General features: G+C 65.8%; 14 protein-coding genes. 1 reads left to right on the forward strand and 13 read right to left on the reverse strand.

The annotated features are described in order from the left end of the window. The first annotated feature begins 49 nt into the window (after positions 1–49). Positions 50–283 (forward strand): hypothetical protein, encoded by a 234-nt coding sequence (locus tag NFU08_RS03065; protein WP_229748557.1) that lies wholly within the window; start codon positions 50–52, stop codon positions 281–283. A gap of 215 nt (positions 284–498) precedes the next feature. Here NFU08_RS03065 and NFU08_RS03070 read toward each other — a convergent pair whose 3' ends face one another. From NFU08_RS03070 to NFU08_RS03130, 13 genes are all read right to left on the reverse strand, one after another. Next, positions 499–1,026: a hypothetical protein gene (locus NFU08_RS03070; protein ID WP_251420661.1), complete on the reverse strand. Its 528-nt coding sequence runs from the start codon at positions 1,024–1,026 to the stop codon at positions 499–501. Between the two features lie 77 nt (positions 1,027–1,103). Then, positions 1,104–2,045, reverse strand: coding sequence for a recombinase XerD (locus NFU08_RS03075; RefSeq protein ID WP_251420663.1), 942 nt, complete (start codon positions 2,043–2,045; stop codon positions 1,104–1,106). 565 nt (positions 2,046–2,610) lie between these two features. Next, entirely contained in the window at positions 2,611–2,949 is a 339-nt protein-coding gene (locus NFU08_RS03080) for a helix-turn-helix transcriptional regulator (protein WP_217432637.1), read from the reverse strand. After that, positions 2,943–4,049, reverse strand: coding sequence for a tyrosine-type recombinase/integrase (locus NFU08_RS03085; RefSeq protein WP_174179807.1), 1,107 nt, complete (start codon positions 4,047–4,049; stop codon positions 2,943–2,945). Before NFU08_RS03085 ends, NFU08_RS03080 begins: the two co-directional genes overlap by 7 nt. A 641-nt stretch (positions 4,050–4,690) precedes the next feature. After that, complete coding sequence (locus NFU08_RS03090) at positions 4,691–5,692, reverse strand: 3-hydroxyacyl-CoA dehydrogenase family protein (protein ID WP_251420665.1); 1,002 nt, start codon at positions 5,690–5,692, stop codon at positions 4,691–4,693. 2 nt (positions 5,693–5,694) lie between these two features. Continuing rightward, positions 5,695–6,183, reverse strand: a complete 489-nt coding sequence (locus NFU08_RS03095; protein WP_251420667.1) for a ribose-5-phosphate isomerase — start codon at positions 6,181–6,183, stop codon at positions 5,695–5,697. Then, positions 6,180–7,949 (reverse strand): dihydroxyacetone kinase family protein, encoded by a 1,770-nt coding sequence (locus tag NFU08_RS03100; protein ID WP_251420669.1) that lies wholly within the window; start codon positions 7,947–7,949, stop codon positions 6,180–6,182. Before NFU08_RS03100 ends, NFU08_RS03095 begins: the two co-directional genes overlap by 4 nt. A gap of 47 nt (positions 7,950–7,996) precedes the next feature. Next, positions 7,997–8,995, reverse strand: coding sequence for a sugar phosphate isomerase/epimerase (locus NFU08_RS03105; protein ID WP_251420671.1), 999 nt, complete (start codon positions 8,993–8,995; stop codon positions 7,997–7,999). A 2-nt stretch (positions 8,996–8,997) separates the two neighbouring features. Next, positions 8,998–10,122: a Gfo/Idh/MocA family protein gene (locus NFU08_RS03110; protein WP_174179794.1), complete on the reverse strand. Its 1,125-nt coding sequence runs from the start codon at positions 10,120–10,122 to the stop codon at positions 8,998–9,000. Beyond that, positions 10,107–10,805 (reverse strand): ThuA domain-containing protein, encoded by a 699-nt coding sequence (locus NFU08_RS03115; RefSeq protein WP_174179792.1) that lies wholly within the window; start codon positions 10,803–10,805, stop codon positions 10,107–10,109. Before NFU08_RS03115 ends, NFU08_RS03110 begins: the two co-directional genes overlap by 16 nt. 80 nt (positions 10,806–10,885) lie before the next feature. Next, a complete protein-coding gene (locus NFU08_RS03120) occupies positions 10,886–11,890 on the reverse strand; it encodes a sugar phosphate isomerase/epimerase (protein WP_251420673.1) in 1,005 nt (334 codons plus the stop codon). Between the two features lie 34 nt (positions 11,891–11,924). Further along, on the reverse strand, positions 11,925–13,115 hold the full coding sequence (locus NFU08_RS03125) for a Gfo/Idh/MocA family protein (protein ID WP_174179788.1): 1,191 nt from the start codon (positions 13,113–13,115) through the stop codon (positions 11,925–11,927). 30 nt (positions 13,116–13,145) lie between these two features. Then, positions 13,146–14,051 carry a carbohydrate ABC transporter permease gene (locus NFU08_RS03130; protein ID WP_251420675.1) on the reverse strand — a complete coding sequence of 302 codons (906 nt, stop codon included), beginning with the start codon at positions 14,049–14,051 and terminating at the stop codon, positions 13,146–13,148.

Raw genomic sequence — 14,051 nt, forward strand, 5'->3', positions numbered from 1 at the left:
TTGAACGTGCACTCTGTGAGAGCGGAACGCTTCGGAAAGGATGCGACTCATGACCATGAATGAAGAGACTGTTGATACCTGCCATGACCTCGCTGCCGGGGATCTCATCGCCGCCCGGTACAAGGGCTCCCTCGTCCACCGCGGGCGCGTGACCGAAAGGGTCCCGGATCACGGCCTGTTCTGGATCATGGACGAACTGACCGGCGGGCGGCGCTTGCTGGACATGGCTGATCTTAAGATCGGCCGGGTTAGCAGCGCCGGCATCGGATCGACCCCTGCCTGATCTACGCCACGTCGTGGAGCACAAGTTGGCGGCGGGGTCCTGCCCTGCACTTTGTCAGGTGAGAGGCGTCAGTTGAGTTCTGCTTGGCAAACCCGAACCCAGCCAACCAGCCCGTCCGTGCTCCTACTGGCATCCCTGCGGATTCAAAGTGAGCGTATTCATCCTGCGGTAGGGCCGCTTGGTCAGTGGAAATAGCAGCCGCAGAGCCAATCTCCCTACCGAACTTTGAGCACGCGATCGGGTTGTTTGGAGGGAAGGCGCAACGACCGGCCACTTCGGGCAATTTTTTTTCCCGAGTCTTGCAGGCGCCATGTTGACTCCTTGGCCTGTCCACCCTGTAGCCAATCAAGCCGTTCCACGGGGCGTTTAAGCTGACGTTCCAGCCAGTTGGCTGCGAAGTGGCCGTAGGTATCCGGCGCTTCCTCCAAGCCGATAATTGTGAGGCCATCTCCGTCGTAGACATGGTTGTCCAAGACGTGGCTATCTCCCCATTCACCTTCCAAAGTGCGGCCGCTGGGTCCGTCGTGCCAGTACGCAACCTGAAGTGTGCACGCGTCCGGCGTCTCGATACCAGGGACGTCCAGAATCACGACTAGCGGTTTGATGCGTGCGAACACTTTAAAGGAATCAAGCTTGGGGTTCGTCGGGGGCCAGCCGGCGATGCCGCGAGCGAGCTCCTTCAGGAACTTCTCCTCTTCGGGCGTGCGGGCGCGATCTCCTTGGAACTGGCCATGCACCGTCATGGTGTGAGCCTAGCGCAGGCTGACAGTCGTGGCGGAGGAAAGTGCGTGTAGTCGTGGCCCGAGCTGCGGCGGGAAGGTCATGGTTTGGTTCGGAGGTTGACGTAGCGGGACCAGGCGTCGCCTGCTGCGTCGGCGTGGAGGAACGCGATTTGATGGCTGTAGCCGAGGGCGTCGGCGACCAGTGGCGGCGGTGAGACTAACAGGTGTTCGTCCAGGGCAGTGTTTCGTGCGCCGCGCAGGTCGATGCCCAGGCTGCGGAGCCTATCCATGATGCCGTTTGGGTGAAGTGGTTGTCCGGCCCGGGTCCCCGGGAAGAGCCAAGGGCTTTGTGCGTCTGATCCTGTTCTGAGATTCGGACGGCCTTTAAGGTGCTCTCGAAGCAAGTCGGCGAAAGGTTCGGGAATGGGCACTGGATGCGGGCCGAAGGTGATCCACATGTTGCCGGTGCTTTCATTGGTTTCGATAGCGTCGGTCCGGAGTTTGGCGACCCGAACGAGCGGCTGGGCGTAGAGAAGCAGCAGGATGCCGGCGACTCGGTAGGTCAGGGACTCGCTGGTGCCTGTAAGCAGTTCCCGGAGCCAGGCCACGCGCTGGTCCTGGGTGATCGCGGGGCGGGTCTTGGCTGTGTAGTGGCCCATGTCCACTCGGTGGTTTGTGCCGGTGTTCTTGATGAAGACGATGAAGGTGCGGACAGCTTTTCTGGTCGTGGGACCGGTTGCGAGCCAGGTTTCGATGTCTTGTTGGGTGCAGTTCGCCGCTGTCCGCTGGTGGGTTTCCCAGAGCCAGTCCAGAAACTTGATGGTCTCCGTGATCTTCTGTTTGGCGGAGTGCACCGGGGCCTGGGCACTCTTCTCCGGTGTTGTCATGGATCGGATGCGCCGGAGGTGATGCCAGGTGGCGAACTGCGCGACGGGTTTGGCGACCTCCTCGGACAAGTCGCGGAGCTTGTCGTCAACCCAGGTCTCGAACCGGGCCAAATACGGGTCCTGGTAGGGGAGGAGTCCGTGATGAATGAACAAGGCGCGCAGGTGATTGGCTTCGCGGTTCGCTGACTCAGCCGCGGCATCGAGTCCTTCGTGCGTCAGCGGAGTCTCCCCGCTCGATAGAGAGCGGAGGAGGGCTTGGACTTTGGGGGAGCGCTTCCACGTGATGATGCTTTCAGGCCGGTCTGCTTTGCAGAGGACATCGACAATTCTGCTGGCTGTTTCGGGGTCGGAAGATTCTGTCAGCAGTTGCTCATTGAGGTCCTCCCGGAGGGCGCAGCGGGCGCAGATACCGCGTCGGTAAAGCTCACCTTCAACATTGCAGCGGGTGCAGTGAAAGTCATGGAGGATGCCGGCGCAGGGCGCGCAGCGGGGCCCTCCGCTGCTGTCCTGTGGTCCGGGTAGAAGTCTGTGCTGGCCGCAATCCGGACAGGTCCCGTGGGTGCGGGTGGCGGTGGTGAAGCAGGGCCCGCAGATTCGGCCTTCGGGCCAGGTGGCGCGTGTTCGGCCGGCGGCCCGGCCGCAACGTGCGCACGTCGCGGTCCCGGTGGTGCGGGGCCGGCCGCGGCTGGTGCTGCGGGGGCTGAGGCCTTCGGGTTTGTCAGTGGTCATCGTCGATGATGCGTGCCCGTCGTGGTCTGACGGTGCGGTTCAGGTCAACGACGTTGGGGGCGCTGGTTCCTGTCTTGCGGGCGCGGACGTCGGCGGCTGTGACGGTGATGAGGTCCTCGGGTCCGCAGGAGAAGATGTCGCAGATCGCCGCGATGACCTGCAGCGCAACGCGTTCGGGTTTCTGGTTGACGAGCCGGTAGACCTGTGGCCGGGACAAGGTGATGCCGCGCTCGGCCAGCAGGGGGATGAGGTCCGTGGTGTTGTGCAGTCCCCGCGCTGCCATGAGCTCAGAGAGCCGCCATTTGTATTCGACTTCGCGTCTCACCATTGACCCCTCATCTGCACGCCCAGGACTTCATCCATGGTGCGGTCCAGCGCCGCCCGGAGGGTCGCGTTGCGGAAGTCGTCGCTGACGAACTGGTAGATCCCGGTGGTTGAGGCGTGTTCGTGGCCCATCTGATGTTGCACGAATCTAGGATCCCATCCGTCCTCCAACAGGTGCGTTGCATAGGAGCGCCGGAGCGAGTGCAGGTCCAGGCCATCCAGCGGCAGGCCCAGCTCGGCCAGGTAACGTCGGAGCCGGCGCAGCAGGGTGGATTCACAGATCAGGCCGCCGCGTTCGCTGGGGAACAGGTCCAGGGTGTCGAGCGTGCCGCGTCCGTTGGCGAGCCAGTCCTCGATAACGCCGGCGGTCCAGTCGAAGACCGTCAGGACGCTGCGGGGCTTGTGCGGGGAGCCCTTGCGTGATTTGCCGAACCGGACCTTGCAGACCCCTGCCTTGCCGAACCTTCGTGCCTGGGGGTTGGCCGCAAAATCGATGGTTTGCAGGTGCCGGAGCTCGTTGAATCTGAGCCCGCATGAGTAGGCGACTTTCAGCATGACGGCGTCCCGGTAGGCTGCCTGCCAGCCTTTCTTGCCTGACGCGGCGATGAGTTCGACCTGGTCGTCGGCGTGATCGAACAGCATCTGCAGTTCCGTCTTTGTGAACGGCCGCTTGGAGGCGCGTCCTTCGTACTCCTGCGTGTGGGAGGCGGTGTTCCAGTCAAAGAAGACCTGAGACGGGTGTGTGCCGAAGCGCTGTTCGCAGACCTGGTCCCAGCCGTAGTCGGGGTTCGACACGTATGACGTGAACCGGCGGAGCGTCGACTGGTAGCCGCGGACGGTGGAGTGCTTCAGCTGGTGGATCGAGCGGAGGTCACCGAAATACTCCTCGACATGCTCCGGTGCCCAGTTCCAGGGGAACTCGTTCACATGGTTGACGAACCTGCGGACACTTGCGATTCCCTTGTTGATCGTGTCGAACTGGAGGTTCCTGGAGAGCTGCTGGTTGCGCCACCCGGTCAGCATGTCCTCAAGCGTCTGTTCCTCGGGATGCAGCAGCTGAACAGTGCTCAGCTGCAGCACACGCCCGGACGCGTCGACCGCCATTTTCGCCCCACAGTTCCATCGAAGTTTGTGCTCAAATCCTGAATCAATGATTCATCAAATGCATCATCAGCACAAAACCGCAGGTCAAACGCTTGTATTGGCCTCTTCGAGATTCGGCGTTGCAGCCCTCAGGAGCGCTTGGGCCGCGGCACATCAAAGCCGTCAGGCCGCAAATTCCGCGGAATCTCAAGGAAGTTAGAGAACTCCTTGCTGGTCCCGGGGGATCGCACAATTGATTCATCTGATGCAATACGCAGAGTACAGCTTGACATAACGTCGGTTATGGGCTGTCAAATCTTTCGCCCTTTCGGCCCCTGCCGCTAACCCCTCGGAGCACTTCCCAGAATGCGAAGCAGCTCACTGATCATCATCCGCAGCTCTTCGTACCCGTGTTGATAGAACAGTGGGGTCATCTGATGCAGGGGAGTGTCATCCAGTTCACGCAGCCGCCGCACGGCCTCTTCGATGACTTCCTGGTCGGTTTCGTAGACCGAACCGGGGGAGGGATGAGGCTCTTCATAACTTTCGTCGGAATCTCTCCCTCTTCGACGGCAGACTACCATTCAGCTCTTACGGGTGTGTATCGACGTAGATTCTAAATCGATCCACACCACGAGCACTCAGCAACAGCGACGCCCACGTCACCCAATAGGCGCCGGCCCCAGCTCATCGAGCAGCTTCTGCATGGCGACATACGCCTTGTTGCGGTAGGCGATCAGCTCGGGGGTACGCTCCGCGGGCACGTTGAGGAAACCGGCGCCGGTCTTGGTGCCCAGCTTCCCGGCCTCCACCAGATCGCTCAGGGTTTTAGGCGTGGCGAACCGTTCCGGGAACTCCTTCTGCAGGGACTTGTAGCAGAAGTTGTACACGTCCAGCCCGGCCATGTCGGCAATGGCGAACGGCCCGAAGAACGGCAGCCGGAAACCGAAGGTGGTGCGGACCAGGGTGTCCACGTCGTCCGCCGTCGCAATGCCCTGCTCCACCAGCTGCGCCGCCTCGTGGAACAGCGCATACTGCAGCCGGTTCAGCACAAAACCGGTGGTGTCCTTGACCACGGCGGTCTGCTTGCCGGCGGCATGGACCAGCTCGCGGACCGCGCCCACGGTGGCGGTGGACGTGCCGGCGTGCGGGATGATCTCCACACCGGGAATGAAGGGCGACGGGTTCGAGAAATGCACGCCCAAGAACCGTTCCGGGTTGCTGACGGGCGCGGACAGTTCGGCGATGGAAATGGTGGAGGTGTTGGAGCCGATGATGGCGTCCGGGCGGGCCGCGGCGCTGATGCGGGCCAGCGTCTGGTGCTTGACGGCCAGGATTTCGGGGACGGCCTCCTCGATGAAGTCCGCGTCCGCCACGGCCTCCTCGATGTCCTTCGCGGCCCACAGGTTCTGTTTCAGGATCTCGGTGGAACCGGCAGGGAACAGCCCATCGGACACGAACTGGTCGGACTCAACCAGGAGCCGGTCGTAGTTTCCCTGGGCCACCTCGGCGGACACATCGGAAAGAGCCACGCGGGCACCTCCCAAGGCCAGGACCTGCGCGATCCCGCCGCCCATGTAGCCGGAGCCCACGATGGCGATCTTCCGGGCCCCGGGAGCGCCAGAGCTGGAACCGATAGTTGGGTGGGATGAATTTTCGGTCATGATCAGACTGCTTTCGTGGGTTCGGGTTCGTAGGAGCAGATGGCGTCCACCTTCGCGGCGGAGGCCGAGGCCTCGTCAAACCGGTAGCCGAGCCACTCGCCCACCAGTTTCTTGGCCAGTTCCAGGCCGATGACGCGCTGGCCCATGGTGAGGACCTGTGCGTTGTTGCTCAGCACCGAGCGCTCCACCGAGTACCCGTCGTGGGCCGTGACCGCCCGGATTCCAGGGACCTTGTTGGCCGCGATGGCCACGCCCAGCCCGGTGCCGCAGATCAGCAGGGCGCGGTCCGCCTCGCCCTGGGCCACCTTGCGGGCGGCGCCGACGGCGACGTGCGGGTACGCGGTGGTGTCGCCGGCACCAACGCCCACGTCCAGGACGGACGCAACGCGGCTGTCAGCCTCGAGCATCGCCTTCAGCGCGTCCTTGTACTCGACGCCGGCCTCGTCGTTTCCGATGACGATCCGCCATCCCGCCGCAGCGCCGGCGCTCATGCCTGGGCCCCTTGTCCGGCAGCCACAGCGGCCGCCCTGGGAGAGGACACGGGTGGCGAAGACTCGAAGTAATCAGAGACCCGGGTGGCGATCAGCGCAAAGGACACCGCTCCCGGATCCGGGTGGCCCAGGCTCTTTTCGGCCAGCGGCCGCGCCCTCCCCTTCAGTGGGCGCAGGGATGCGGTGGCGTCAGCCGCCTGCCGGGCAGCGGTCACCGCCGAGGCCAACGCCCCGGTCACTGGCGTGCCGCCGTCGAACGCCGCAACGAAGGCGTTCCGGAAGGGAAGCAGTGCATCCACCATGGTCTTGTCGCCCACATCAGCCTTGCCCAGGGTGGTGACGGCGTCCGCGAAGGCGGTCACGGCGGCCGCCGCGTCCCCGCCGCTGTACGAGTCCTGGTTGCCGAGGGCCCGCCCGGCCGCCGCCAGGGCCGATCCCCAGAGCGCCCCCGACGTGCCGCCGGCGCGCTCACTCCACGCTTCGCCTGCCGCGGTGAGGACGCGGTGAACCGAAAGTCCCGCGCCAACAGCTTCGCCGGCCGCCGCCACCGCGGCGTCCACGCCCCGGCGCATGCCGACGCCATGGTCGCCGTCGCCGGCAATGGCATCCAGCCTGCCCAGTTCACGTTCATGGTCGACGACGGCGTCCCTCGCCTGGGCGAGCACGGCGGCTGCCAGCCGGCCCAGCCCGGCTGCTGCCGCCGTCGTATCTTCCCCCTCAGCGGCCAGGGCACCCTCCGGTGCGGCCACTTCCCGGCGTGCCCGCGGCGCCATACTGCCCTTGCGGTACCCGGGGGTGTCGGCCGGGGCTGTCCAGTAGCGCTCCAGTTCGTCGTCCAGCCACAGCAGCGTGAGGGACAGGCCGGACATGTCCAGGCTGGTGACCAGCTCGCCGCATTCCGGCTCCACGATGGTCAGGCCGGCGGCGGTGAGGAGCTTGTCGATCTTGCCGAACAGCAGGAACAGTTCCTCGTACTTCACCCGGCCTAGTCCGTTGAGGATGGCCACCACACGGTTCCCCGCATCATCGGGCTTGTCCCGGAGCAGGCCGGAAACCAGCAGTTCGGCCAGTTCGGACGCCGTGGGCATGGGGTGGTCCGAGATTCCGGGTTCGCCATGGATGCCCAGCCCGAGCGACATCCCGCCGGCCGGCACGTGGAACAGCGGTTCGGCAGCGCCCGGCAGGGTGCAGCCGTCGAACGCCACGCCGAGGGACCGCGTGCGGTGGTTGGCCAGCACGGCAAGCCGTTCGACGCCGTCCAGGTCCAGTCCCGCTTCGGCTGCGGCGCCGGCGATCTTGAAGACCGTCAGGTCCCCGGCGATTCCGCGGCGTTTCTCGATCTGGTCCAGCGGGGCGCTGGCGATGTCATCCGTGACCAAAACGGTGCGGGTCTCGATGCCTTCGGCGTTGAGGCGCTGCTGCGCCTCGCCGAAGTGGATCACGTCCCCGGCGTAATTGCCGTAGCTGAACAGCACTCCCCCGCCGGCGTTGGCCGCCTTGGCCACCCGGTACGCCTGCCCGGCGGACGGCGACGTGAAGATGTTGCCGCACACGGCGCCTGCGGCGAGGCCGGGACCCACCAGGCCGGCGAAGGCCGGGTAATGGCCGGAGCCGCCGCCCACCACCACGGCCACCTGGCCGGCGGGCACCTCGGTGGAGCGGACAACGCCGCCGTCCACCCTGGCCACGTAGCCGCGGTTGGCTGCCACCAGGCCGTCCAGTGCCTCCTCCGCAAAGTCTGCGGGGTTGTCAAAGATCTGGGTCATGGTTTCCTCATCGAATCCTTGGGTTGGGACAGGCGGTGGTGCAGCGGTTACACGCGGGCGGGCTGCGCCGGCTGCTGCCGGCCCTGGGCCACCTGGCTGCTGCCCAGGGCGTATCCATCGGTCTTGGGGAGGACATGCCGGCGGAGGTAGTCCTGGTTGCTGGCGGAGACACTCAGGCCGTCCCCGCCGTAGTGCTCGGTGCACAGGATGCCCTGGAATCCGGCTGCCAGGGCCACATTGAAGGCCTCCCGGTAGTTGATGAGGCCGCTCTCCATGGGAGACGGCATCGCCACATACATGTCCCGGGACGCGTCCTCGTCGCGGAGGTAGTTCTTCATGTGCCAGAAGTTGGCGTACGGGAGCGTTTTGGCCACCAGTTCCCGCCAGTCCTCCACCGGCCGGTGCAGCCGGATCAGGTTCCCAAGGTCCGGGTTGAGGCCCACATTCGGGAGTCCAATGTCCTGGACAAGGCGCACGGACGAATCTGCGGTGCCCAGGTACGTGTCCTCGTACATCTCGAGTGAGAGCAGGAGGCCCACCCCGGCGGCGTGGCGGCCGAGTTCCCGGAGGCGGGTGACGGCGTTGCCCCAGGTTTCCCGGTCTCCCTCGGGGTCCTTGTGCCCTTCAACCGTCCAGAACCACAGCTGTTTCTGCTGCTCCGGCGTGATGGCCTGGTGGAGTCCAAAGGAGACAACCTCGCAGCCCAGCTCCGCCGCTGCGTCAATGGTCCGGTGGCTGTACGCCAGGTTGGCTTCCCAGTTCCGCCCGTCAATGACGCTGCGGCGGATGGCGGAGACGGCAGGGGTGCCGATGCCCACGTCCTGTGCCGTCTGTTTGAACTCAGCCAGCCGGTCAGGGCTCAGGTCGCCCGGGCGGACCCAACTGTCCGTCAGGTCCGCGTTGGCGAACCCGGCCTCCTTGACCTCGGTCAGCACCGCCGCCCAGGCGGACGGATCGGCGTCGTTGATGTGGGTTCCCTGCGCGCTGGTGCCCGGGAAGGGCAGCATGGCCGCGGTAATGGGCCAGTTCTCGGCGGTGTAGGCCATGCCTAGACCGCTTCCTGGGTCTGGAGCCTGTCCAGTTCCTCCGCCAGAACGGCCAGTTCGACGCCCGCCGGCCGCTCAACGGTGCTGCGGATGGCTACCGCTGCGCCGCTGTGGGCTGATTCGAGGACCGATTCCATGACCTCGAGGGCGTGGTAGGCCATGGCCCCGCCTGCCCGGGGCTCGGTCCCCGCAGGAGTGGACGCCAGGTCCGCTATGCCGAAGCCGCGCCCGGAGTCAACGTACCCGGCGGACACCGGAAGGGTTTCCCAGTCCTCGGCCCCGAGGGAAAACAGCTGGACGTCGCCGTCGAAGTGGTTGGGGTCCGGGACCACCAGGGAGCCGCGCTCGCCGTGGATCTCGATGTTGGGCGACTTGGACTTCACGGCGTCGAAGCTCATGAACAGGGTGGAGAGCGCACCGGAGGCGTGCACCAGGACACCGGTGACATGGGAATCGATGTTGACGGGGACCTTCTCGCCCTGCCGGGGTCCGGAGCCGATGGTGCGTTCGTTGCGGGTGTGGCTTGCCGCGCCGATGACCGAGACCACCGGGCCCAGCAGGGTGACCAGGGCGGTCACGTAGTACGGGCCCATGTCCAGGAGGGGTCCGCCGCCGGGCTGGTAGTAGAAGTCCGGGTTGGGGTGCCACCGTTCGTGGCCCGGGGTCACCATCGTGGCGCTCGCCGAGACGGGTGCGCCGATCAGTCCGTCGTCGATCGCCTTGCGCGCTGTCTGGATGCCGGTGCCGAGCACCGTGTCAGGAGCGCAGCCGACGGCGACGCCCGCCTCGCGGGCCGCGTCCAGCACCTGGCGTGCCTCGGCAGTGGTGGCGGCAAGCGGCTTCTCGCCGTACACGCTCTTCCCGGCGGCGATGGCCTTCAGCGCCACGTCGGCGTGGGCGGCGGGAATGGTCAGGTTCAGGACCAGTTCGACGTCGTCCGCGGCGAGGAGTTCCTCGACGGAGATGGCGCGGACGCCATCGTAGTCATCCGCCACCGCCTGGGCGCGTGCGGGGTCCAGGTCCGCCACGGCCACCAGGTCGATCTGTCCGAGTTTGCGGAAGTTCGCCAGGTACTGCGCGATGATGGCTCCGCAGCCAATGATTCCGACTTTCAACGGCTTGCCCACAGCAGGCCCCTTTCGATGATGGTGCGGACGTTGGTGTCCTGAAGGATGTCGACCCGGTGGCCGGGGGTGGCAACGAAGATGCGGCCCTTGCCCCACTGGCGGGTCCAGATGGCCGGTGAGGTGACTTCGCGGTTCCAGGGGTCCCATTCGCGGACCTTCTGGGTGGTGGTGGCCAGGACGTCGATGTAGTCGTCGGAGAGCACCCAGTACTGCTCGGTGACCAGGTCGAAGTCGGAGATGCCCTTAGTGATGGGGTGCTCCGCGGCGGCCGGGAGCATGTTGACCGTGTACGGAACGTAGTTGTCCGACTGCTCGCCGACGCACTCGTCCGGGTGCTTGCCGGGGTGGCAGGCGAACTGGCCGCCGATCAGGTGCAGGTAGTCGGAGTTGTTGCGGTAGGAATCGGCGATGCCGCCGTGCCAGCCGGCCAGGCCCGTGCCGTTTTCGACGGCGGTCCGCAGCCCGGCGAACTCGTCCTTTTCGATGGTGGTCATGGTCATGCACTGCATAATCAGGTCCACTCCTGCCATGTATTCGGCGTCGGCGTAGACCTTGGGGGATTCCTCGACGCGGACGTCGTAGCCGTTGTCCTTGAGGTAGGGGATGAAGAGGTCCGTGGCCTCGTACGGCTGGTGGCCGTCCCAGCCGCCGCGGACCACCAGGGCGTTCTTGCGTTCTGTCATGTCGGGGGTTTCCTTTTTGTTTGGCTGCCGGCCGGGGCCGGAAAGTCTGGGCCGGAAAAGTGCGGGCCGGAAGGTCTGGGTCAGCGGCTGGAGAAGGCGGCGTCGAAAGCGGCCGCCGGCGGGGCGATGCGGGCGAGTTCCTTGACCATGGCCAGCGCCTGCGGTGCGCCGATGAGCCGGTCCATGCCGGCGTCCTCCCACTCGATGCTGGTGGGCCCGGTGTAGCCGATGGCGTTCAGGGTACGGAAGATCCGGTTCCACTGGACGTCCCCGTGCCCGGCGGTGACGAAGTCCCAGCCGCGCCGCGGGTCCGCCCAGGCCAGGTGGGAGCCCAGGCGCCCGTTGCGGCCATCGAGCTGGCGGACTGATTCCTTGACGTGCACGTGCAGGATGTGGTCCGCGAAGTCCTGGAGGAACATCACCGGATCCAGGTCCTGCCAGATGAAGTGGGACGGGTCGAAGTTCAGGCCGAAGCCCTTGCGGTGCCCGATCGCCTCCAGGGTGCGCTTGGCGGTCCAGTAGTCGTAGGCGATCTCGGAGGGGTGGACCTCCAGGGCGAAACGGACGCCCACCTCGTCGAAGACATCCAGGATGGGGTTCCAGCGGTCCGCGAAGTCCTGGTAGCCGGCGTCGATCATTGTCTCGGAGGCGGGCGGGAACATGGCCACCGCCTTCCAGATGGACGAGCCGGTAAAGCCTGTTACGGTCTTGACGCCCAGGCGCGCGGCGGCCCGTGCTGTGTCCTTCATGGACTCCGCGGCCCGGCGGCGCACACCTTCGGGGTCCCCGTCGCCCCAGATCTCCGCGGACAGGATGCCCTGGTGGCGTTCGTCGATGGGGTCATCGCACACGGCTTGGCCGGTGAGGTGGTTGGCGATGGCGAAGACCTTCAGGTGGTTCTTCTCCAGGATGTCCAGCCTGCCCTGGAGGTAGTTGTCGTCCTCCGCGGCCCGGCGGGGGTCCAGGTGGTCGCCCCAGCAGGCGATCTCGAGCCCGTCGAAGCCCCACTCGCCGGCGAGCCGGGCCACCTCCTCGAACGGCAGGTCGGCCCACTGGCCGGTAAAGAGTGTGATGGGTCGTGTCATGGCTGCTTCTTCTCCTGTTCCCGTGTTCACGGTCCTAGACCTTCTGCCACTGGCTGGAATTGGCGGCGCTGGCCTCCACGGCGGCCAGGACCCGCTGGACCTGCAGGGCGTCCGCGAAGGACGGCTCCGGCTGGCGGCCCTCACCGATTGCGGTGACCAGGTCCACCACCTGGTGGGTGAAACCGTGCTCGTAGCCCAGGCCGTGGCCGGTGGGCCACCAGTTGCCGACGTACGGGTGCTCGGGTTCGGTAACGAAGATTTTCCGGAAGCCGGCGTCCGGGGATTCCGCCGCATCGTAGAAGGACAGGACGTTCATGTCCTCGAAATCGAAGGCGAGGGAGCCCTTGGTGCCGTTCAGTTCCAAACGCATGGCGTTCTTCCGGCCCAGCGCGTACCGCGTGGCCTCAAAGACGCCGATCGCGCCTGCGGAGGCACCGCCGTCGAACTTTGCGCTGAAGATGGCGGCGTCATCCACGGTGACCTTCCCGCGGGGCGCATCCCCGCTGAGGTCGCCGTGGCCGCCCAGGCCCACGAGGTCCCCGGCCAGCGGGCGTTCCGGGACAAACGTTTCGAGCAGTGCCGAAACGCCGGTGATGCTCTGCCCGGCCACCCACTGGGCGGCGTCGATGCTGTGCGCACCGATGTCGCCGAGGGACCCGGACCCTGACTTGCTCTTGTCCAGCCGCCAGGTCATGGGGGCGTTGGCGTCGGAGAGCCAGTCCTGCAGGTACTGCGCCCGGATGTGGCGGATCTCGCCCAGCCGGCCCTGCTCCACGAACCGCTTGGCCAGCGCCAGTGCCGGGGTGCGGCGGTAGCTGAAGCCGCACATGGACATGACTCCCTGCTTGGCGGCGGTCTCGGCAGCGAGGGTCATCCGCTCGGCTTCCTCCACCGAGTTCGCCAGCGGCTTCTCGCACAGCACGTGCTTGCCTGCCTCGAGGGCTGCGATGGCGATCTCGGCGTGGGTGTCGCCGGGTGTGCAGATATCGATCAGGTCGATGTCGTCCCGGTCGACCAGGCGGCGCCAGTCCGTCTCCACCGAGTCCCACCCCAGCTTGTCCGCGGCTGCCCTGGCGGCATCGGCATTCCGGCCCGCGACGGCGGTCAGCTGCGGCTGCAACGGCAGGTCGAAAAACCGTGGTGCGGTGCGCCAGGCGTGGGAGTGTGCTGCGCCCATGAAGGCGTAACCCACCATGCCGACGCGAAGGGGCTGTGCGGAGGTCATGTGTCTGTCCTTTCGTGAAGTTCCAGGGTGTTACTTGCTGAAGCCGGCGGTGAGGCCGCTGAGCAGCTGCCGGCGGCCCACGACGTAAAGGACCAGGATGGGCAGGGTGCTGAGCACCACCGAGGCAAGCACGGCCGGGATGTTGACGCTGTATTCGCCCTGGAAGGTCCACAACGCCAGGGGCAGGACGCGCAGGCCCGGGCTCTGGGTGAGGACCAGCGGGAGCAGGAAGCCGTTCCAGACATGCAGGCCGTTGTAGATGGCGACCGTCACGATGGCGGGGCGGGTCAGCGGCAGGGCAAGCCGCCACATGGTCTGCCACTCGCTGCAGCCGTCCAGCCGCATCGATTCGAACAGTTCATTGGGTACGTCGCGGATGAAGTTGGACAGGATGAGTACGGTCAGCGGGATGGCAAAGGCGATGGAGGGAAGCATGAGTGCCAGCAGGCTGTCGTAGAGGTTCAGCCGGATGATCATCAGGTAGATCGGGATGATCGTGGCCTGCAGTGGAATGGCCAGTCCCATCAGGAACATGCCGTTGACCAGCTTCAGGAACCTGCCCTTGCCCCGGACGATCGCGAAGGCGGCCATGAAGGAGATCAGGACCGTGGGGATGACGGCACCGAGGGTGACGATGGTGCTGTTCATGAAGTACTGCGCGAAATCCGCCTCGAGGACCATCTGGTAGTTTTCCAGCGTCGGGGAGGTGGGAAGCGCCAGCGGATTCTGGCCGAAGTACCCTTCCTGGGTCTTCAGGCTGGTGATCACCACGTAGTACACCGGGATGATGATGATGGCCAGCCAGATCCAGCCGCCGAGGCCAGCCGGGACGTTCAGCTTCCGCATCCGGGATCCCAGTCCCCGCTTTGGGGCGGCGGCGTCGGCCCGGGGGCCGGCGGGAACTTCCTCGGTGCTGCTTTTCAGGACTGTGCTCAC

This window comes from Pseudarthrobacter sp. NCCP-2145, assembly GCF_023708005.1.
Lineage (GTDB): Bacteria > Actinomycetota > Actinomycetes > Actinomycetales > Micrococcaceae > Arthrobacter > Arthrobacter oxydans.